Annotated in this window: 15 protein-coding genes, 2 tRNA genes and 2 pseudogenes; 15 read left to right on the top strand and 4 right to left on the bottom strand. The window is 64.8% G+C overall.

All coding sequences use genetic code 11. The annotated features are described in order from the left end of the window. Positions 1 to 21: 21 nt before the first annotated feature. The 6 genes and pseudogenes from dusB to V3C33_00415 all read left to right on the top strand — a co-directional run bounded on the left by dusB (position 22) and on the right by V3C33_00415 (position 5,606). Positions 22 to 1,200 (top strand): tRNA dihydrouridine synthase DusB, encoded by a 1,179-nt coding sequence (dusB, locus tag V3C33_00440; GenBank protein XAS67851.1) that lies wholly within the window; start codon positions 22 to 24, stop codon positions 1,198 to 1,200. Continuing rightward, positions 1,193 to 2,482 carry a deoxyguanosinetriphosphate triphosphohydrolase gene (locus tag V3C33_00435; protein ID XAS67850.1) on the top strand — a complete coding sequence of 430 codons (1,290 nt, stop codon included), beginning with the start codon at positions 1,193 to 1,195 and terminating at the stop codon, positions 2,480 to 2,482. The genes dusB and V3C33_00435 overlap by 8 nt, the downstream gene beginning before the upstream one ends. A gap of 73 nt (positions 2,483 to 2,555) precedes the next feature. After that, positions 2,556 to 4,463: a DNA primase gene (gene dnaG, locus V3C33_00430; GenBank protein ID XAS67849.1), complete on the top strand. Its 1,908-nt coding sequence runs from the start codon at positions 2,556 to 2,558 to the stop codon at positions 4,461 to 4,463. 76 nt (positions 4,464 to 4,539) lie between these two features. Continuing rightward, a tRNA-Asn gene (locus V3C33_00425) sits at positions 4,540 to 4,612 on the top strand. A 125-nt stretch (positions 4,613 to 4,737) separates the two neighbouring features. Continuing rightward, positions 4,738 to 4,810: transfer RNA gene (locus tag V3C33_00420), tRNA-Asn, on the top strand. A gap of 284 nt (positions 4,811 to 5,094) precedes the next feature. Then, a pseudogene (locus tag V3C33_00415) lies at positions 5,095 to 5,606 on the top strand (recombinase family protein). A 357-nt stretch (positions 5,607 to 5,963) separates the two neighbouring features. Here V3C33_00415 and V3C33_00410 read toward each other — a convergent pair. Continuing rightward, positions 5,964 to 7,880 (bottom strand): AMP-binding protein, encoded by a 1,917-nt coding sequence (locus V3C33_00410; protein ID XAS67848.1) that lies wholly within the window; start codon positions 7,878 to 7,880, stop codon positions 5,964 to 5,966. Between the two features lie 173 nt (positions 7,881 to 8,053). On the opposite strand from V3C33_00410, the gene V3C33_00405 reads away from it, so the two are divergent. The 8 genes and pseudogenes from V3C33_00405 (at position 8,054) to V3C33_00370 (ending at position 17,451) form a co-directional block, all read left to right on the top strand. Then, positions 8,054 to 8,695, top strand: a complete 642-nt coding sequence (locus tag V3C33_00405) for a GntR family transcriptional regulator (GenBank protein XAS67847.1) — start codon at positions 8,054 to 8,056, stop codon at positions 8,693 to 8,695. Positions 8,696 to 8,708: 13 nt separating this feature from the next. After that, a complete protein-coding gene (locus V3C33_00400) occupies positions 8,709 to 10,229 on the top strand; it encodes an MmgE/PrpD family protein (protein XAS67846.1) in 1,521 nt (506 codons plus the stop codon). Further along, on the top strand, positions 10,229 to 11,173 hold the full coding sequence (prpB, locus tag V3C33_00395; GenBank protein XAS67845.1) for a methylisocitrate lyase: 945 nt from the start codon (positions 10,229 to 10,231) through the stop codon (positions 11,171 to 11,173). Before V3C33_00400 ends, prpB begins: the two co-directional genes overlap by 1 nt. A 44-nt stretch (positions 11,174 to 11,217) precedes the next feature. Continuing rightward, the gene (locus V3C33_00390; protein ID XAS67844.1) at positions 11,218 to 12,351 is read left to right on the top strand and encodes a bifunctional 2-methylcitrate synthase/citrate synthase; all 1,134 of its coding nucleotides are present in this window, start codon (positions 11,218 to 11,220) and stop codon (positions 12,349 to 12,351) included. Positions 12,352 to 12,670: 319 nt separating this feature from the next. Beyond that, positions 12,671 to 13,249 carry an adenylate kinase gene (locus V3C33_00385; protein ID XAS69820.1) on the top strand — a complete coding sequence of 193 codons (579 nt, stop codon included), beginning with the start codon at positions 12,671 to 12,673 and terminating at the stop codon, positions 13,247 to 13,249. A 466-nt stretch (positions 13,250 to 13,715) separates the two neighbouring features. Further along, the gene (locus V3C33_00380; GenBank protein ID XAS67843.1) at positions 13,716 to 14,534 is read left to right on the top strand and encodes a pyruvate, water dikinase regulatory protein; all 819 of its coding nucleotides are present in this window, start codon (positions 13,716 to 13,718) and stop codon (positions 14,532 to 14,534) included. A gap of 148 nt (positions 14,535 to 14,682) precedes the next feature. After that, entirely contained in the window at positions 14,683 to 17,103 is a 2,421-nt protein-coding gene (gene ppsA / locus V3C33_00375) for a phosphoenolpyruvate synthase (protein XAS67842.1), read from the top strand. A 77-nt stretch (positions 17,104 to 17,180) separates the two neighbouring features. Then, positions 17,181 to 17,451, top strand: a pseudogene (locus V3C33_00370) (acyl-CoA dehydrogenase family protein). Between the two features lie 289 nt (positions 17,452 to 17,740). On the opposite strand, the gene V3C33_00365 reads toward V3C33_00370, so the two are convergent. The 3 genes from V3C33_00365 to V3C33_00355 are packed head-to-tail and all read right to left on the bottom strand — an operon-like array spanning position 17,741 to position 19,627. Beyond that, entirely contained in the window at positions 17,741 to 18,148 is a 408-nt protein-coding gene (locus V3C33_00365; GenBank protein ID XAS67841.1) for a hypothetical protein, read from the bottom strand. 43 nt (positions 18,149 to 18,191) lie between these two features. Further along, complete coding sequence (locus tag V3C33_00360; GenBank protein ID XAS67840.1) at positions 18,192 to 18,371, bottom strand: hypothetical protein; 180 nt, start codon at positions 18,369 to 18,371, stop codon at positions 18,192 to 18,194. Between the two features lie 26 nt (positions 18,372 to 18,397). Beyond that, entirely contained in the window at positions 18,398 to 19,627 is a 1,230-nt protein-coding gene (locus V3C33_00355; protein XAS69819.1) for a multidrug effflux MFS transporter, read from the bottom strand. 176 nt (positions 19,628 to 19,803) lie between these two features. On the opposite strand from V3C33_00355, the gene V3C33_00350 reads away from it, so the two are divergent. After that, on the top strand, positions 19,804 to 20,691 hold the full coding sequence (locus V3C33_00350; GenBank protein ID XAS67839.1) for a phage holin family protein: 888 nt from the start codon (positions 19,804 to 19,806) through the stop codon (positions 20,689 to 20,691). The last annotated feature ends 11 nt before the right edge of the window (positions 20,692 to 20,702 follow it).

Below are 20,702 nucleotides of genomic sequence, written 5' to 3'. Positions count from 1 at the left end.
CGGATTTGAGACAATGGACGGGTGACTGTTGTAGCAACCCCGCCCGCCCCCAAGCTGGAGCTTCCCCCTCTGAAGCTGGGCCCCATCACGGTGGATACCCCCGTGGTCCTGGCGCCCATGGCCGGCATCACCAACTCCGCCTTCCGCAGGCTTTGCCGTGAATACGGCGGCGGCCTCTATGTGGCCGAGATGGTCACGTCCCGCGCCCTGGTTGAACGCACTCCGGAATCGCTGCGCATCATTTCCCATGACGACGACGAAAAAGTCCGCTCTGTCCAGCTCTACGGCGTGGATCCGGTCACCGTTGGCCAGGCCGTCCGCATGCTGGTGGACGAGGACCGAGCAGACCACATCGACCTTAACTTCGGCTGCCCGGTCCCCAAAGTGACCCGCCGCGGCGGGGGTGCAGCCCTGCCCTGGAAGATCGATCTGTTCACGTCGATTGTCCGGACGGCCGTCCGCGAAGCGTCCAAGGGCAACGTGCCGCTGACCATCAAGATGCGCAAAGGCATCGACGAGGACCACCTGACGTACCTCGACGCCGGCCGTATCGCCCGCGATTCCGGTGTTGCCGCCGTCGCGCTTCACGGCCGTACCGCGGCGCAGTTCTATTCCGGCCAGGCGGACTGGTCCGCCATCGCCCGGCTCCGTGAGGCCCTGCCGGATATTCCGGTGCTGGGCAACGGGGACATCTGGTCCGCCGAAGATGCCGTCCGGATGGTCCGCGAGACCGGTGTGGACGGCGTGGTGGTGGGCCGTGGGTGCCAGGGGCGTCCGTGGCTCTTCGGCGATCTGATGGCAGCCTTCGAAGGAAGCGATGTACGGCACAAGCCGGCCCTGCGCCAGGTGGCTGAGGGTGTCTACCGCCACGCCCAGCTGATGATTGAGACGTTTGGCGATGAAAACAAGGCCCTCCGGGAAATCCGCAAGCACATGGCCTGGTACTTCAAGGGCTATGTGGTGGGCAGCGAACTGCGTACCAGACTCGCCATGGTGACCACGCTCGAGGTGCTGCGCGAGACCCTGGACCAGCTGGATCTCGAGTCGCCGTACCCGGGCGTAGACGCAGAGGGTCCACGTGGCCGTGCGGGTTCACCCAAGCAGCCTGCCCTCCCCAAGGACTGGCTCCTGGACCGCGCCATGGACGCTGACCAGTCACGCGACATCTCGGCTGCAGAGCTGGACGTTTCAGGTGGCTGAGACCAGGACAGCCGCTCCGGTGCTCCCCGGTTACGATGCCCGTGACTCTGCCCGCTGGGTGGAGGAACCGGTCAAGAGCAACTACCGCTCCGACTTCGAACGTGACCGCGCCCGGGTGCTGCATTCCTCGGCCCTGCGCCGGCTCGGCGCCAAAACCCAGGTGGTTGCCCCGGACACCGACGACTTCGTGCGGACCCGGCTCACGCACAGCCTCGAGGTGGCACAGGTGGGCCGCGAGCTTGGACGCGCGCTCGGCTGCGATCCCGATGTTGTGGACACCGCATGCCTCAGCCACGACCTCGGACACCCGCCGTTCGGCCACAACGGCGAATCGGCCCTGAACGAGGTGGCGCACGGGATCGGCGGCTTCGAAGGCAACGCCCAGACCCTCCGGCTGCTGACCCGGCTGGAGCCCAAGGTGCTGGATTCCGTAGGGCGGCCGGCGGGCCTGAACCTGACACGCGCGAGCCTTGACGCCGCGGCAAAGTACCCGTGGTCGGCGCTGGACGCACCTGTGATCCATGGGCAGCGCACCAGCAAATTCGGCACTTATGAAGACGATCTGCCCATCTTCAACTGGATCCGGGAAGATGCTCCGGTGCGCCGGTCCTGCCTGGAGGCGCAGGTCATGGACCTCGCGGATGATATCTCCTACTCTGTGCACGATGTTGAGGACGCCATTGTGGCCGGCCACTTCCAGCTGCGCTGGATGGACAACCCGGACCACCGTGCGCGTGTGGTGGGCTATGCCAAGCAGTGGTACCTGCCGCACAATGACCCGGCTGCAATTGACGCAGCGCTGGCCCGGCTCGAGGCGACAGACGTGTGGGTCCGTGAGGCCGACGGCAGCCGCAAGTCCATGGCCGCGCTCAAGGACATGACCAGCCAGTTCATTGGTCGCTTCTGCCAGAGCGCGCTGGAGACCACACGAGCCGTCTACGGGCCGGAAAACCTGACGCGCTACAACGCCGAGCTGATGGTCCCGGATGAAACCGTGATGGAAATCGCCGTGATGAAAGGCCTGGCCACCACGTTTGTGATGACCACCGATCACCGGCAGCCCATATACGAACGCCAGCGGGAAGTCCTGCACGCCTTGGTCACTGCGCTCAGTGCCACGGGGGACCGGAACCTGGAACCGATGTTCGCCGCTGACTGGCGGGACGCAGCCGACGACGGCGCACGGCTCCGCGTGGTGGTGGACCAGGTGGCATCCCTGACGGACGGCTCCGCCCTGGCCATGTACGAACGGCTCGTCGGCAGCCTGCCGTCGCTGTGGTGACGTTGACCGCAGACGGCCTGCCGCCGTCGTCCGCCCCTCAATTCATGTCTGACCCGGGTATTAGGATGGCACTGTGGCTGGGCTGATCAAACGTGAAGATATCGACGAAGTACGCCAGCGCACGGACATCAAGGAAGTGGTTGACGGCTACGTCACGCTTAAGGGCGCCGGGCTGGGAACGTTCAAGGGCCTGTGCCCCTTTCACGACGAGCGCTCGCCGTCGTTTACCGTCCGCCCCCAGGTGGGCAGGTACCACTGCTTCGGCTGCGGCGAGGATGGCGACGTTATTGCCTTTGTGCAGAAGCTGGACCACACCACCTTCCACGAGGCCGTGGAAAAACTGGCGGCCCGGATCGGCTTCGAACTGCGCTATGAGGACGGCGGCACCGGCCCTAACCGCGAGGAAGTCGGGAAGCGCCAGCGCCTCCTGGACGCCCACAAGATTGCCGATGAATTCTTCCGCGCCCAGCTGCTGACAGCCGACGCAGCGGAGGGCCGCAAATTTCTGCAGGGCCGCGGGTTCGACCGGGCGGCGGCGGACCAGTTCGGCGTCGGCTATGCCCCGCAGGGCTGGGACGCCCTGCTCAAGCACCTCCGCGGCCGCGGTTTCACTGACCCCGAGCTTAAGCTGACGGGGATGTTTTCTGAGGGGAACCGTGGCATCTACGACCGCTTCAGGGGCCGTCTGATCTGGCCCATCCGGGACATCGCCGGCGATACCATCGGCTTCGGCGCGCGCAAGCTCTATGAGGAGGATCAGGGCCCCAAATACCTGAACACGCCCGAAACCACGCTGTACAAGAAGTCCCAGGTGCTTTATGGGATCGACCTCGCCAAGCGCAGCATCGCCAAGGAACGCCAGCTGGTGGTGGTGGAGGGGTACACGGATGTCATGGCCTGCCATCTCGCGGGAATCCCGACGGCGGTGGCCACCTGCGGCACGGCCTTCGGTACTGAACACATCAAGATCGCCCGCCGGCTGCTGTCCGACGACGGCACCGGGGGAGAGGTCATCTTCACCTTCGACGGCGACGCAGCCGGACAGAAGGCGGCGCTGCGGGCTTTTGAAGAGGACCAGCGCTTCGTGGCGCAGACCTACGTCGCTGTGGAGCCGGGCGGCTCTGACCCGTGTGAGCTGCGGCAGGCCAAGGGTGACGAAGCAGTGCGTGACCTCATCAACACCCGGCGCCCGCTGTTTGAATTCGCCATCCGCGCGGCCCTGAAGCGCCACAACCTGGACACCGTCGAAGGGCGCGTTGCCGCGCTCCGGGAATCGGCTCCGGTAGTGGCACAGATCCGCGACGCCGGCATCAGGCCCGCCTATGCCCGCGAACTGGCGGGCTGGCTCGGAATGGCCATTGAAGATGTCAGCCGGGCTGTTGGTGCGGCCGCCAAGCGGCTCGCCCAGCCGGCTGCCCAAGCCGCCGGCGCTCCGGGAGCCCCGGCGCAGGGCGGAGGGCCAGGCGTTGCCTTGTTGCCGCCGTCGGGAGTTGTCCCGTCCTACAACCGTCCGGACCCTCGCGACCCTGTGGCTTCAATGGAGCGGCAGGCGCTGGAAGTCGCGCTGCAGGAGCCTGCAATGCTCGAGGGCGAGACCTGGGAGCGTTTCACCGCCGCCCGCTTCTCCACGCCCGCCTATCAGGCCGTCCACGACGCCATCAGGGCTGCTGGACTCGGCAATGCCGGTGATCCTGTGCGCTGGGTGGAGCAGCTGCTCCAGGAGGTACCGGAGCCGCTCCGGCTGCTGGTTTCGGAGCTGGCTGTGGTGCCTTTGCCGGCCAGCACGGCAGAAGGCGTACAAAAGTACTGCAGGGACATCCTGGCCCGTCTCTTCGAACTGCAGATCACCAGGGTCAAGGCGGACAAGATGGGCCAGCTGCAGCGACTGGACTCCTCGGCTGGCCCAGAGGACTTCCAGCGGCTCAACCGGGAGCTCATGCTGCTGGAGATGGAGCGGCGTTCACTGCGTTCTGACTCCTGAACAGGGCTGACCGCTGCGGCTGGGCAGTCAATTTCGTTTCCCGGCCAGGTGTTTGCTAGGCTTATATCCGCTTCATTCCTCCTTAGCTCAATTGGCAGAGCATTCGACTGTTAATCGAAGGGTTGCTGGTTCAAGTCCAGCAGGAGGAGCGCGCAGTCCCCGTTCCGGTCACCGGGACGGGGACGTTTTCATACCCGGCGGGGGTATTTTCTTCCTGGCCAACCGCCGATTTCCCATAGCGGCAAAACCTTTGCTAGTGTCATAGCTGCTTCATTCCTCCTTAGCTCAATTGGCAGAGCATTCGACTGTTAATCGAAGGGTTGCTGGTTCAAGTCCAGCAGGAGGAGCTTGGCTCCGGAATCCCCGTCCTCCACGTGAGGGCGGGGATTTTTCGCTGTCACAGCCTGAGGTCCGAGCAGTTCAGCGAGTGAAATCCCAAACCACGCTGAGATTATTCCTAGATCATCAAGAGTGAATGGCACTTTGCCGTTCAGACGCAGGGACGCCGAGCTTGGGGTCAGCTTGCCACCGGGAAACCGCAGTGGGACGAGGAGCGGGCCGTGTAACCCTGTTGTAACCCCCGGCGGCATTTACTTGTGATGCGGGTCACCGCATGGTCTAGGCGCCAAGCATCGGGAGTGACCCACTGTCAGTCGCCGGGGTCCGGCGGGATGACCGGTACACGGACCGTGGCGTCAGCGGCGCACGGGACAGCCGGCCCGAATTCGACAAGGCCCTGGAGGCTTTGTACGAGGGCGACACTTTGGTCATGACCACCTTGGACCGTCCAGGCAGGTCCACGGCCAACATGCTCGGGCTCTTCGCTGACCTGCGGGCGAGGGGCATCAACCTGCGCGTGCTGAACCTGGGTGGCGGGAACGTGGACACCGGCACCCCCATGGGCGGCATGGTGTTCACCGTCATGGCGGGCCCTGGCCCAGATGGAACTTGAAATCAAACGCCAACGCATCAACGACAGCGTGACCAAATCGTCGGGCCGCAGGCAAAGACCTCGGCGGACGCCGGCCCCAGTTCACCGACAGTCAAATCAGGAATGCCCGCCCGCTCATCGATGGCGGCCAGCTGGCCAAACAGGTAGCCAAGGACCTGGGAATGTCACGGGCCACCCTGTACCGGCGAATCGCGGGGGTCGCAGCGCAACAGTGGATCAGCTCCCAAGCTGAACGACCCGCACGACCCCCGTTACCCCCAGCACAAGTTAGTAAGTCACCCGCGCCCGGGTGGCCTGGGCACCGAAAGATGTACGAATGCTGGGACGGTCTGGCCACGCGGCACCGGACCCCGCAGCCGGCGGCGCAGCGGACGCCGGCATGGGTGCCTGGAGCGAGGCGGCGGGCGCGGCTTTGCGCCGGGTTACATCCAGTGTGGACAGCCCTGAGCGGTTCCAGGGGCTCCGCCTGACCACAATGGGCATAAACCGGCGTCCTCAACGATGCCCGGACGGTCCTGCATCAGGTGCAACTTGGGGCTGATCCCGCTTCAATCCCGCGGGCGAGGGTTTCCGGCGCTGGCGGGCCGCAGCTTCCCGATCAGCTGGTCAATGACCCCTGCATCGTCGATGGTGGACGGGATCACGTACTCTTCGCCGTCGGCGATCTGCCTCATGGTCTTGCGGAGCATCTTCCCTGACCTGGTCTTGGGCAGTGCGTCCACGACGGTGACGTTCTTGAAGTCGGCCACGGCGCCGATGTCCCGCCTAACGAGTGCGATCAGCTCCTGGACCAGTACCGGTTCTGCTACCTCTACGCCGGATTTCAGGACCACGTATCCGCTGGGATGTTGGCCTTTCAACGGATCGAACACACCAATGACCACACACTCTGCGACTGCAGGGTGCTGCCCGATGACTTGTTCCATGGATCCGGTGGACAGCCGGTGGCCGGCGACATTGATGATGTCATCGGTCCGCCCCATCACGAAGAGGTACCCGTCTTCATCCTGGTATCCGGAGTCACCTGTGGCGTAGTAGCCATCGAACGCCTTCAGGTACGAGGAGATGTAACGGTCATCGTCCCGCCAGAGTGTAGTCAGGGTGCCTGGTGGCAAGGGAAGCCCAAGCACAATATTGCCCTCTTCCCCGGTATTCACGGCCCTACCGGCCCCATCCACGATGGCGAGCTGGAAGCCGGGCATCGGCACGCTCGGCGAGCCGGCCTTGATCGGCAGCTCATCGAGTCCCCGCGGGTTGGCGCAGATCGCCCAGCCAGTTTCGGTCTGCCACCAGTGGTCCACCACCGGGACGCCCAGGACCCGGGAGGCCCAGCGGAAGGTGTCCGTGTCGAGCCGCTCGCCGGCGGCAAAGAGCGTGCGCAGGCTGGAAATGTCGTACCGTTCCAGCAGTGTCGCCTCGGGGTCCGCCTTCCGGATGGCCCGCAGCGCGGTGGGCGCCGTGAACAGGACATTGACTTTGTGGTCCTGGATCACCCTCCAGAACGCCCCGGCATCCGGGGTGCCCACCGGCTTTCCCTCGTAAAGGACAGTGGTGGCGCCGGCCAGCAGCGGCCCGTACACGATGTAGGAGTGCCCCACCACCCAGCCGACGTCCGAGGCAGTCCACATGACGTCCCCCGGACCGACGTCGTAAATGTTTTCCATGCTCCAGCCGAGGGCCACGGCATGGCCGCCGTTGTCCCGGACAACTCCCTTTGGAGCTCCGGTGGTTCCCGAGGTGTAGAGGATGTAGAGCGGATCAGTCGAGCTGACCTCGACGGGACCGGCGGGCTCGGCGGCGGCCATCTCCGTGTCCCAGTCCATCCAGCCGGGGTGGTCCGCGGCTGCCGAGGCGAAGCCCTCCCGCCCCTTCACCAGAACGGGGGTGTCCGGCACCCCGGCCAGCTCGAGGGCTTCCGCCACCGCGGGGAGGTACTCGACGCGGCGGGACGGCTCGATGCCGCCGGAGGCCGTGACCACCGCGGCGGGTGCGGCGTCCCGGATGCGGGCGGCGAGTTCCTTGGGCGCAAAGCCGCCGAAGACAACCGAGTGCACGGCACCGAGCCGGGCGGTCGCCAGCATGGCGATGGCGGCTTCGGGGATCATCGGCATGTAGATCACCACGCGGTCGCCCTTGCCCACACCGTGGCCGCGCAGGACCCCCGCAAACCGGGCCACGAGCTCCGTGAGTTCCGCGTAGCTGAAGCGCTGCTGCGAACCCAGCATGGCGGAGTCGTAGATCAGGGCGTCCTGCCCGCCCCGCCCGGCCAGCACATGGCGGTCCAGGGCGTTATAGGAGGTGTTGAGGACGCCGTCGGGGAACCAGCCGTACAGCGGTGCCCGGCTGGCATCGATTCCCTGCCGGGGCGGCGTTGACCACGAGAGCATGTTCGCGGCTTCCAGCCAGAAGTCCGCGGGCTGTTCCAGGCTGCGTTCGTAACTGTCCCGGTAGCTGTTGGTGAGCATGAGTGCTTCCTTGTCCACGTCGTTGTGATGTTGCCCATGCTAGCCCTGCGTTGGATCCGGAGACAAGGGTTTTGTATACATACATTGCCAAATTCCTTCATTTGAGAGCAAATACTGTGATTTTCCGTTATTTGTGTATACAGTGATTCTGCTGAACCAACGAAGGAGGCCTGATGCGCGCTGGCGAAAGAGCCTATGCCGCACTGCGGGAGGACATCATCGAATGGCGCCTCCTCCCCGGAGCTGTACTGGCCGAGGTGGAGCAGTCCGAGCGGCTCGGTGTATCACGCACGCCCCTTCGGGAGGCGCTGGGCCGACTCACCGCCGAGGGACTGACGACGGCGGCGGGCGGCCGCGGCGTCGTCGTCACCGATATCTCGCTGGAGGATATTGACGAACTTTTCGAACTCCGCGAAACACTCGAAGGAAAGGCAGCAGCACTGGCCGCCGAGCGCGGTGACGCCGCTACATTCCTGCAGCTGCAGCGGGAGCTCCTGGAGGCGCCTGCGCTGATCAGCGGCGCGGATCCCGCCACCCAGGAGTACTACGAACTGGTGGGGCGCCTGGACTCGGCAATCGACGCCGCGATCTCCAATTCCTACCTCGTCCAGGCGATGCGCAGCCTGCGCGTGCATCTGGTGCGCGTCCGCAGGCTTGCGTCCGACGACGCCGGGCGGCTGACCGCCGCCGCGGCCGAGCACGCCGCCATTGCCGAAGCGATCGCCGCAGGCAACCCGCGCCTCGCGGAAGCCGCCACCACGCTCCACCTGCACCGCAGTCTTTCCCACGTCAAAGCCACGCACATACCTCACTAAAAGGAGCAGCACCATGGTTAAGGAACACCACGTCCGCGTTTACAAGAGCGAGGAAAACCTGCCCCGCGAGGATCAGCTCGCCTACAAGATCGCCAAGGTCGCCGCGGATCCCGTGGCCGTCACGGACGAGGTCACCGACATGGTGATCAACCGGGTCATCGACAACGCCTCGGTGGCCATCGCCTCGCTGAACCGCGGGCCGATCATCGCTTCCCGCGCCCAGGCCCTGACCCACGGTCCCACGTCCGGAGGCAACGGTTCGAAGGTCTTCGGCATCGAGGAGCGCGTCGCCCCTGAATGGGCCGCCTGGGCCAACGGCGTCGCGGTCCGCGAACTCGACTACCACGACACCTTCCTCGCGGCTGACTACTCCCACCCGGGAGACAACATTCCGCCGGTCCTCGCCGTGGCCCAGCACGTGGGCTCCAGCGGCCAGGACCTGATCCGCGGCATCGCCACCGGGTACGAGATCCAGGTCAACCTGGTCAAGGCCATCTGCCTGCACAAGCACAAGATCGACCACGTGGCCCACCTCGGCCCCTCCGCCGCCGCCGGCATCGGCACCCTGCTGGGCCTCGACGTCGAGACGATCTTCCAGTCCGTCGGCCAGGCGCTGCACACGACCACTGCCACGCGGCAGTCCCGCAAGGGCGAGATCTCCACCTGGAAAGCCCACGCCCCGGCGTTCGCGGGCAAGATGGCCGTCGAGGCCGCGGACCGCTCCATGCGCGGCCAGACCTCCCCGGTTCCGATCTATGAGGGCGAAGACGGCTTCATCGCCTGGATGCTCGACGGACCGGATGCCTCCTACACAGTGCCGCTGCCCGAAGCCGGCGAAGCCAAGCGCGCCATCCTGGACACCTACACCAAGGAACACTCCGCCGAATACCAGGCCCAGGCGTGGATCGACCTCGCCCGGAAGCTCCACGGCGAACACCCCGAGGTGACCGACCCCGCCAACGTCGAGTCAGTGCTGATCAAGACGAGCCACCACACCCACTATGTGATCGGCTCCGGCGCCAACGACCCGCAGAAATACAGCCCCACGGCCAGCCGCGAAACGCTGGACCACTCCATCCCGTACATCTTCACGGTCGCCCTGCAGGACGGCGCCTGGCACCACGTCGATTCCTACGCCGCCGAGCGTGCCGGCCGTCCCGACACCGTGGAACTGTGGCAGAAGGTCACCACCGTGGAGGACCCGGAGTGGACGCGCCGCTACCACTCCCTCGACATCGCCGAGAAGGCCTTCGGCGGCTCCGTGGAGATCACGCTCAAGGACGGCACGGTCGTCACCGACCAGATCGCCGTCGCGGACGCCCACCCGCTGGGCGCCCGGCCGTTCGCCCGGGAACAGTACGTGAACAAGTTCCGCACCCTCGCGGCCGGCCTCGTGGCCGAAGCGGAAATCGAACGCTTCCTCGCCGCTGCTGAGCGGCTCCCCAAGCTGGCCGCCGGCGAACTGGACCAGCTCAATATCCGGGCCGCCGACGGCGTGATCGACCTCGCGGCCGCACCGAAGGGACTTTTCTGATGCTGTACTCAAAGACCACGCCGGAGCAGAAGCGGATCCGCCTTCGGGAACTGTTGGCCTCCGGCACCATCGCGCAGTTCCCGGGGGCGTTCAACCCGCTCTCGGCACGGCTGATCGAGGAGAAGGGCTTCTCCGGGGTCTACATTTCCGGAGCCGTGCTGGCCAACGATCTGGGCCTGCCGGACATCGGGCTGACCACGCTGACCGAGGTGGCCACCCGTGCCGGCCAGATCGCCCGGATGACCGATCTGCCCTGCATCGTCGACGCCGACACGGGCTTCGGCGAGCCGATGAACGTGGCCCGCTCGGTCCAGGAACTCGAGAACGCGGGCCTGGCCGGCTGCCACATCGAGGACCAGTTCAACCCCAAGCGCTGCGGCCATCTGGACGGTAAGAACGTGGTGGACCTCGACACCGCCACCAAGCGGATCCGCGCCGCGGCCGACGCGCGGCGTGACCCCAACTTCCTGATCATGGCGCGGACGGACATCCGCGCGGTGGACGGGCTCGAAGCCACGCAGGAGCGCGCCAGGGCGCTCGTGGAGGCAGGTGCGGACGCCATCTTCCCGGAGGCCATGAAGGACCTCAGCGAATTCCAGGCGATCCGCGACGCCGTCGACGTGCCGATCCTGGCCAACATGACCGAATTCGGCCAGAGCGCCCTGTTCACGGTGGACGAGCTGGCCGGCGTCGGGGTCAACATGGTCATCTATCCGGTGACCCTGCTCCGTAGTGCCATGGGCGCCGCGGAGCGAACCCTGGAATCGATCAAGGCCGACGGAACCCAGGAGGCACAGGTAGAGCACATGCTGACCCGTGCGCGGCTCTATGACCTCGTTGACTACGAGGCCTACAACCGCTTTGACACCGGGGTCTTCAATTTCCGGATACCCGGTACGGACGGCCCCTCAGCGGGTGCTGACCAGCAGATTACCTCGCGATGAATATCGACGTGTACCAGAGAACTTTCAACGGTTAAGGAGCGAGCATGAGCACCAACATACTTCAGATTCATAAAGGACTGGCCGGCGTCGTCGTGGACACGACCCGCATATCCAAGGTCAACCCGGACACCAACTCCCTGCTCTACCGCGGCTACCCCGTCCAGGAACTGGCCGCATGCTGCAGTTTCGAAGAGGTTGCCTACCTGCTCTGGCACGGTGAACTTCCCACCGAGGCCGAGACGGCAGAGTTCTCCGCTCGCGAGCGGGCAGGACGGGCACTGGACCCGGCAGTGAGGTTGGTAATCGATTCGCTGCCAACCACCGCCCATCCCATGGACGTGTGCCGAACCGCGGCCAGTGTTATCGGAGGACGGCATCCACTGGCCGAGGATTCCTCGCCGCAAGCGAACCTCGCCAAAGCGAAGGACCTGTTCGCCGTATTCCCTGCCGTGGTTGCCTATGACCAGCGCAGGCGGCGCGGTCAGGACCTTGTGGAACCACGGGACGACCTGGGCTATTCAGCAAACTTCCTCTGGATGGCCTTCGGCGAAGAGGCCGCTCCAGAGGTAGTCGACGCGTTCAACGTCTCCATGATCCTATACGCCGAACACTCCTTCAACGCCTCCACATTCACCGCCCGTGTCATCACCTCCACGCTCTCTGACCTGCATTCGGCCGTGACAGGCGCCATCGGCGCTTTGAAGGGGCCACTGCACGGCGGCGCCAACGAGGCCGTCATGCATACATTCCAGGAGATCGGACTCGAGGGCCCGGACATCGCAGCGCGTGCCCATGCGTGGCTGGAGGACGCACTCGCCACCAAAAAGAAGATCATGGGCTTCGGACACCGCGTCTACAAGCACGGCGACTCCAGGGTGCCCACCATGAAGGCGGCCCTGGACAAAATGATTGCCCATTACGGCCGCCCAGACATGGGTGAGCTGTATGCGGCGCTGGAATCGGCCATGGGCGCGAAGAAAAACATCAAGCCCAATCTGGATTACCCCGCCGGACCGGCATACCACCTGATGGGCTTCGACACCCAAACGTTCACACCGATTTTCGTCGCCAGCCGCATCACCGGCTGGACAGCCCACATCATGGAACAGCTCGAAGCCAACTCCCTCATCCGCCCGCTCAGCGCGTACAACGGCGTCGACGAGCGGCACGTCCCCTAGGCCCCGGGAGCGGCCAAAGCCACCCGCCCAGGGCCGCTGCCTCCACGAAGCCCTCACCTCCGATGACTCGGAATCCGGAGCCATCCAGGGCTCCGGACCCCGGAAAATACCCGCCGGCCGGATCTCCCGCATTCCATCGCAACAGGAAGCCCGATCGCCGGGCGCGGGGGATCGAGCCGGATGCGGTGCCCGGCAGGGTGCCACGGAACCTACCGTGGCACCCTGCCTCAATCACGAACACGCGCTTGATGCTGGAACCGAAAGCAGATTGACGCTCAGCTCCAACAACGGCACGACGAAGGGTTTTACGATGACGAGAATGCTGATTATCGGTCCGCCCGGATCCGGCAAGGGCACCCAGGCCGAACGAATCTCCGGACGTCTTGGGGTCGTGGCGATCTCCACCGGAGACATCTTCCGCGACAACGTCAGATGGCGGACGCCGCTTGGCGTTGAGGCCGGGAAGTACATGGACAACGGCGACTTCGTCCCGGACAGCGTCACCAATTCCATGGTGCGTGACCGTCTGCAGCAGCAGGATGCCCGGGAGGGTTTCCTGCTGGACGGCTACCCGCGCACCGCCGGGCAGGTGGATGAACTGGACGGCATCCTGGCCGGCGAAGGGCAGGAACTCGCGCTCGTCCTCCAGCTGACCGCCGACGATGAAGAGCTCGTCCGCCGCCTCCTGGGCCGGGCCAAGGACTCCGGCCGCAGCGATGACAATGAAAAAGTCATCCAACACCGGCTGGACCTCTACCATGGGCAGACCGAGGCCATCGTCGCCCGCTATGCCGAACGCGGCATACTGGCCAAAGTGGACGGCACCGGGGACATCGACGAGGTCACCGACCGCGTGATGGGCGCCATCGAAACAGCCAGGGCCGCGTCGGTCAACTGAGCAGGCCAGCCGCCCGCAGCATCCTGATGGGATCGGGATAGAGTCCCAGCGTGCCGATCCATGAGCAGAACATTGACGGCATCGTGCTGGGGCGCATTGAGACGCCCGACGACATTGCCAAGGTCGTCTCCTTTCTTGGGGTTTAACCTGCAGGGGAACAGTGGTTGGCGCTAAGCGCTAGGGATTGGCTTTAGGTTGGTGGTGTGCCAGTTGAGTTCCTGAGTGATGATCAAGTATCGGTGTACGGGCAGTTCGCGGGTCCGGTTTCTCGGGCTGAGTTGGAACGGTTCTTCTTCCTCGATGACCGGGATCTGGAGTTGGTTGGTCGCCGTCGTGGCGCGGGTAACCGGCTGGGTTTCGGGGTGCAATATCAGCGTGCGCGCAGACGCCGCGCGATGCCCGATACATTTACTGAGTCCCCGACCCGACATTCCAGACACGGTTCGCGCTGGTGGAGAATGCGTTCATGACAAATGATGATCCCCGCCCGGTCTACTTCCTCTCGGACAGTACGGGCATCACCGCAGAAACGCTCGGCAATACCTTGCTGACGCAGTTCCCTGCCAGCAATTTTGACCGCACTACGATCCCCTTCATCATGACTGTCGAACAAGCGCAGGCCGTCGTGAACATCATCGATGATCTGGCCGCCCAGGGCCTGGCACCGATCGTCTTTTCAACCGCGGTTGGAAGCGACATCCGCAATACCCTGGCCATGTGCAAGGCAACCATCGTGGATCTTATCGGGACGCATGTCGGACAGCTGGAGCGGGCCCTTGGCGCCCGGGCCAGCGGGGAACCGGGCCGGGCGCACGGCCTGGGCAACGCGGCGCGCTACCAATCCCGGATGGCCGCCGTCGAATATGCCATGGAGCATGATGACGGCCAGAGCCTGCGTGCGCTGGAAAAGGCGCAAATCATCCTGGTGGCACCCTCCCGCTGCGGCAAAACGCCCACCACCATGTATCTGGCGCTGCAGCATGGTATCTTCGCCGCGAACTTCCCGCTGGTGGACGAAGATTTCGAAAGGGAGGGGCTCCCCAAGCCGCTGAGGCCGTTCGTTGGGAAGTGCTTTGGCCTCACATCCAATCCCCTCCGCCTGAGCCAGGTCCGCACTGAGCGCCGTCGCGGCTCGCCGTACGCGTCGCTGCGGCAGTGCGGATTTGAGCTGCGCAGCGCCGAGCGTTTGTATGTGTCCCATGGGATTCCCTACCTGAATTCGGCCAGTGTGTCTGTGGAGGAAATGGCTGCCACCATCCTGCAGCGGATGAAGTTCAAGCATTAGGGAAAAGTTTCACAAATACCATGTGGCGTACGTCATGTGGAAAGACTGGCGGAGACCTGTCACTGTGGACAGGGCCTCCGTCCAAGCGGTGATCGCCGCACACGGAGGCAGCGCCGCGCATGCCACCATTTGCAAAGGAGCAGTGACAATGACGACAGACATCCTGTGGTTCTCAGAACTCGGACTCAAGGACCTTGATCGGGTGGGCGGTAAGAACGCCTCCCTCGGTGAGATGGTGCAGAACCTGACCTCCGCCGGCGTCCGGGTACCGGACGGTTTCGCCACGACAGCAGACGCCTATCGCGGGTTCCTGGCGGATTCCGGTCTGGATCAGAAGATTGCCGACAGGCTGGTCGGCCTGGATACCGATGACGTGACCGCCCTGGCCGCCGCGGGCCAGGAGATCCGGACCCTGATGCGCGAGACGCCCTTCCTGCCGGACTTTGAAGCTCAGGTCCGCACCTCCTACCAGAAGCTGGTGGACAAGCACGGGGGCTCGGCGGACCTTTCCTGGGCGGTCCGTTCCAGCGCGACGGCGGAGGATCTTCCTGATGCCTCCTTCGCCGGGCAGCAGGAAACCTTCCTGAACGTCCGGGGCATCGAGAACATCCTGCTGGCCATCAAGGATGTGTTCGCGTCCCTCTACAATGACCGGGCCATCGCCTACCGGGTGCACCACAAATTCGAGCACGCAGAGGTGGCACTCTCGGCGGGAATCCAGCGTATGGTGCGTTCCGACGTCGGGGCTTCCGGCGTCATGTTCACCATGGACACCGAATCCGGGTTCCAGGACGCTGTGTTCGTCACGTCCTCCTACGGTCTCGGTGAGGCCGTGGTCCAGGGTGCTGTCAACCCGGATGAGTTCTACGTGTACAAGCCCGCGCTGCAGGCGGGCCGCCCCGCCATCCTCAAGCGCGGGCTGGGCGAGAAGGCGCTCCAGATGACGTACACGGCCAGCCGTGAAATCGGCCGTACTATCGACTTTGTGCCGGTAGAGGCTTCATTGCGGAGCCGCTTCAGCATCACGGACGACGACGTCGCGCAGCTCGCCCGCCACGCCGTGGCGATCGAGACCCACTACGGTCGCCCCATGGACATCGAGTGGGGTAAGGACGGGATCGACGGCGGCCTGTACATTCTGCAGGCGCGCCCGGAAACCGTGCAGTCCCGCAGACCCGCCGGCCAGCTGAGCCGTTTCCGCCTGAACGGGACCGGCCGGGTGCTGTCCGAGGGCCGCGCGATCGGCCAGCGTATCGGCGCCGGGCGCGTCCGGATCCTCACGGCCATTGACCAGATGGCCGGCTTCGAAACCGGCGACGTCCTTGTCGCTGACATGACCGACCCGGATTGGGAACCGATCATGAAGCGTGCCTCCGCCATCGTGACCAACCGCGGCGGACGTACCTGCCACGCGGCGATCATCGCCCGGGAACTGGGGATTCCCGCCGTCGTCGGCACCGGGGACGTCACGGACATCCTGTCCGACGGCACCGAGGTGACGGTCTCGTGCGCCGAGGGCGAGACCGGTCTGATCTACGAAGGACTTCTGGACTTCAGCGTCGAAGAAACCGAGATCACCCAGCTCCCCGAGGCCCCGGTCAAGGTCATGATGAATGTCGGCACCCCGGAGCAGGCGTTCACTTTCGCGCAGCTGCCCAACCACGGTGTGGGCCTGGCACGGCTGGAGTTCATCATCAACCGCCAGATCGGCATCCACCCCAAGGCGCTGCTGAACCCGGACGACCAGCCGGCGGACGTGGCCGCGCAAATCAGGGATCGGATTGCCGCCTACGACGGCCCGCGCGACTACTACATCAAGCGCCTGGCCGAAGGGGTGGCAACCATCGCCGCGGCGTTCGCACCCGAGCCGGTGATTGTCCGCATGTCCGACTTCAAGTCCAACGAGTACGCGAACCTGCTCGGCGGGCCCGCCTACGAGCCGCACGAAGAGAACCCGATGCTCGGCTTCCGCGGCGCCTCCCGATACCTGGAGCCGTCCTTCCGGGACTGCTTCGACCTCGAGTGCGAGGCCCTCTCCTTTGTCCGCAATGAGATGGGGCTGACCAACGTCAAACTGATGATCCCCTTTGTGCGCACCCTCGACGAGGCCCGCGGCGTCATCGATCTGCTCGCGGAGAACGGACTGCGCCGCGGCGAGAACGGCCTTGAGGTCATCATGATGTGCGAGCTGCCGTCCAACGCGCTGCTGGCCGACGAATTCCTGGACCACTTCGACGGGTTCTCCATCGGCTCCAATGACATGACTCAGCTGACCCTCGGCCTGGACCGGGACTCCGCCATCGTCGCCGGCAGCTTCGACGAACGCGACCCCGCGGTCAAGAAGCTGCTGAGCATGGCCATCAAGGCCTGCAAGGCCCGCGGCAAATACGTGGGGATCTGCGGCCAGGGCCCCAGCGACCATCCGGACTTCGCCGAGTGGCTGGTGGGCGAAGGCATCGATTCCGTCTCACTGAACCCCGACACCGTGGTGGACACCTGGCTCCGCCTCGCCGGTGCATCAGCCGGCAATGGGATGAAGGGAATGCATACCCCTGCGGTCACGACTTAGGGCCGAAGCCCGGCCCGCTTCTGCCGCTGTGCCGCCACGAGCCCAGCCGAGGGTGGATTGATGTATGTGGTGGACCGGTTGGGGGTCACCGGATCGATGGCAGCAGCATGCTCTTCAGGGGGCTGACGTTGAGACGGCGCCTGCCGAAGTCTCGCTTTCCGCCTTGCCGGGAATCCACAACGATCTGATTGTGGGCATGATCCATCAGCTGGGCTCCGAGCAGCAGCGCCTCGATTGGCTGCCCGGATTGACCGTTTCAAGAAGGTTGGAGCGTTTGCTCTGACTGAGCCGGAGCACGGCTACGACATCGACGGCGGGCTGAAGACAACCGCCACACGGGACGGTGATCATCGCTACGAAAGTCATTCCACCGACGTCCATGGCGGATCCAGATATGCTTTCGCCGGATGAATCGGGGGAGGAGTTGGGGGCCGCGTCGTCCTCCAGACGGGCTGCGGCAACGGAGATCAAGGCGTAAGCAAGGGCGTAGGAACGGATCAAAACGGACCAACAATCGAAGGGTTGCTGGTTCAAGTCCAGCAGGAGGAGCTGACAGGTCCCGTGGCCGGCGAACAGCCGGCTGCGGGACTTTTTTATGCGCTGCCTCCTTGAAGCGACGCCGGGCTGGAGCCGCGGCTCAGACGAAGTCCATCTCCACCTGCAGGAACCGCTCTGCTTCGGCCACAGCCGCCTGGAAGGCTTCCTCCTCGGTGGGGGACTGCCTGGGTTCACGTGGGTGCCACTCGTGGGGTGCTGAGTGTACCCGGGTGAAGCCGCTGTCCGGCGGGGCGTAGAAGATGCCGAAGCGCTGTACCGGCCATTCGGGGGATGTCTCGGGAGCCACTAGCAGCGCTGCGTTGAACGCGGGGTTGAACCATTGGGCAATGGGGCGCCGGCGATCCTCGGTGAATAGGCCGGCCGCGTAGAGTGCGGCGGACTGGGTGCTGGTCTGCGTGCACAGGCGATCCCACCACAGAGGCAGAATGCCGGCGTCGTACCGCTGCCACGTGGCCGGAAGAGGCGGAGGATTCTGCCAGCTGGGCACATTCCAACTTTATCGCGCCCACATGTCCGGGCGACAGGGCCCGCTACGGCCGATTCCACGGACCCGGGTTGAGCCGGTACAGCAGGGCGGAGCCGGCTAGGGCACCCAGAATGATGCAGATGGCCGTGTTTCCGACGGCGCGGCCGGCAAAATAGCCGACGACGGCGCCAATCACCGCTCCGAGGAACAGCCCCCGGCGGTTTCGGTTCGGTCTCGTAGTCATGCGCCCAGACTAGTCATGTGGCCGGCCTAGTGGATGGACGGGACGGTCTTTGGCCGCACCACGAGCCACAAAGCCGCTACGGCCAGCAGGATGCAGACCGCCTGCACTGCGCCCATTGGGGTGGGGGAGCCCACGCCCAGCCAGCCCACCACGGGTGAGACGAGGCCCGCCATCATGAATGTTGCTGCCCCAAGCAGTGAGGCTGCCGTGCCTGCCTGTGCGCCGTGATTGGCCAGTGCAAGCACCTGGACACAAGGGAACGTGAACCCGGTACCCAGGATGTAGAACCAGAGCGGCACCATGACGCCCCAGAGCCCGAAGCCCAGCTGGTCGAAGATGACGATGAGCACGGCCATCACGAACATCCAGGCCGTGGAGCAGGCAAGAATCCATTGCGGGGGAACACGCCTTATGAGCCGGGAGCTCGTCTGTACCCCGGCCACGATGCCCAGCGAATTGACGCCGAACAGCAGGCCGTACTGCTGGGGCGAGAACCCGTAGACGTCCTGGAAGAGGAATGGCGATGCCGAGAGGTAGGTGAACAGCCCGGCGAAGTTCATGCCGCCCAGCAGGAGAAGGCCCACAAAGACCCGGTCCGCGAACAGCAGTTGGTAGCGCTGGCCCGCCGTCAGGCCGGACTTCCCGCGCTTGTCACGGGGGAGCGTTTCCCGGACCAGGAAGATCGCGGCGATGATTACGGCCGTGCCGTAGGACGCCAGGAAAACAAAGATCCCTGGCCACGGCATGACCAGCAGGAGTTGGGAACCGATGACCGGGGCCAGAATGGGCGCCAGCCCGTTGACCAGGGCCATCCGGGAGAACATCCGCACCATGGCATAGCCGCTGAAGAGGTCGCGGACCATGGCCATGGCCACTACGCCGCCGCCGGCGGCACCCATGCCCATCAGGACCCTGAACAGCCCCAGTGTGGCAATGTCCGTGGAAAGCGCAGCCCCCACTGATGCTGCAATGTGCACGGCGGTGGCCAGGATCAGGGGGAGCCGCCGTCCGAACTTGTCGCTGAATGGACCCACCACCAGCTGGCCAAGGGCAAAACCGATGGTGGTTCCGGTCAGCGTCAGTTGGACGGCCGCCTCGGAGACCCCGAGGCTCGTTTCCAGTGCGGGGAACGCCGGCAGGTAGAGATCGACGGTGAACGGGCCCAGCGCGGTCAGTGCGCCAAGCAGGAGGATGTAAAGAAGCTTCTGACGGCGGCTCAGGGAATCGCCCGGATTCGTGGGAATGCTCACAGGGATCAATCCTAGGGCCCACAGATCATACTTTTACATCGTTGGAGGTGCCGCCGCGCAGTATTACCAGAAGTCCGGCCGGTACCTGAATGATAGTTTTGTCAGCGGGGGCTGTGCGAAGCAACACAGGCCCTGAATCCAGCGGAAGTCGAATCGACCATGGAACCAGTTAGGCGGAACCGATGAGTGGACGGCACAGCGGACGGATAAGTCCGGGACTGCGCATTTCTGCGCTGCCCAAAACACTTGGCCTCATTTTCCGGCTGGCCCCGCGCCAGCTAAATGATGAGATCGCGCTGGCCAAGTTCGAGATCAAGCGCAAGGGCATTCAGCTCGGCGTCGCCGCCGCCTTCTTCGCCGTTGCCCTGGCCTTTCTTGCTTTTCTTCTCATCGGACTGATAGTTGCCGCCATCATGGGACTGGCCACCGTCATGCCGGCGTGGCTTGCCGCGCTGCTGGTGTGCGGCGTGTTTCTGCTCATTGCTGTGATAGGCGCCCTGATTGGCCTGCGCAAGTTCAAGAAGGCCATGCCGCTGGTGCCGGAGGAAACCATCCGCGGACTCAAGCATGACCTCGGCATCGCCAAGGAGGGCTCGGCCTACAACGCCGCGCTCCTCGATCCCAGCACAGCCCAAGCCAAGGCTGCAAAGGCGGCCAAAGCCGAGGCAGCAGCCAAGGCCAAGGCGGAAAGGGCGGAAAAGGCCGCGGCAAAGTCCAATGAGGTCCCGGCCCCCACGGAGGCTGAACTCCGCCGCCGACTGGTTCAGAGGCGCCAACACCTCACCGGAGTACGGGACAATCTCGGGCAGGAACTCGACGTCAAAACGCAGGCACAGGCCCTGCTTGGAGCGGCCCAGGACCGTCTGAGGGGCGGCAAGGATCTCCTGATGGACGGCAAGGACAAGGCCGGAGAAAGGCTCGCCGCCTTCAGCGCCTCTTCCCCGTCCGCGTCGGGCGGCACGTCACAGGCCACAGTGGTGCCTCTGGACGCGCGGTGGAAACCGCTGCTGGCCCTGGCAGCATCAACTGCGGTTCTGCTGGTCCTGTTGCGCAAACTGTTCAAGAGTTAGGCACTGCCCTG

The organism is Micrococcaceae bacterium Sec5.7 (assembly GCA_039636785.1).
Lineage (GTDB): Bacteria > Actinomycetota > Actinomycetes > Actinomycetales > Micrococcaceae > Arthrobacter.
Note: the sequence above shows the minus strand (reverse complement) of the source record. Positions and strands in the feature narration are given on the sequence as shown.

Bases quoted from the DNA above. Each gene is read 5' to 3' on its own strand.
- prpB (XAS67845.1), top strand. From the start codon at position 10,229: ATGCTGTACTCAAAGACCACGCCGGAGCAGAAGCGGATCCGCCTTCGG.
- ppsA (XAS67842.1), top strand. From the start codon at position 14,683: ATGACGACAGACATCCTGTGGTTCTCAGAACTCGGACTCAAGGACCTT.
- V3C33_00405 (XAS67847.1), top strand. From the start codon at position 8,054: ATGCGCGCTGGCGAAAGAGCCTATGCCGCACTGCGGGAGGACATCATC.
- V3C33_00410 (XAS67848.1), bottom strand. From the start codon at position 7,880: ATGCTCACCAACAGCTACCGGGACAGTTACGAACGCAGCCTGGAACAG.
- V3C33_00385 (XAS69820.1), top strand. From the start codon at position 12,671: ATGCTGATTATCGGTCCGCCCGGATCCGGCAAGGGCACCCAGGCCGAA.
- V3C33_00390 (XAS67844.1), top strand. From the start codon at position 11,218: ATGAGCACCAACATACTTCAGATTCATAAAGGACTGGCCGGCGTCGTC.
- V3C33_00360 (XAS67840.1), bottom strand. From the start codon at position 18,371: ATGACTACGAGACCGAACCGAAACCGCCGGGGGCTGTTCCTCGGAGCG.
- V3C33_00380 (XAS67843.1), top strand. From the start codon at position 13,716: ATGACAAATGATGATCCCCGCCCGGTCTACTTCCTCTCGGACAGTACG.
- V3C33_00350 (XAS67839.1), top strand. From the start codon at position 19,804: ATGAGTGGACGGCACAGCGGACGGATAAGTCCGGGACTGCGCATTTCT.
- V3C33_00400 (XAS67846.1), top strand. From the start codon at position 8,709: ATGGTTAAGGAACACCACGTCCGCGTTTACAAGAGCGAGGAAAACCTG.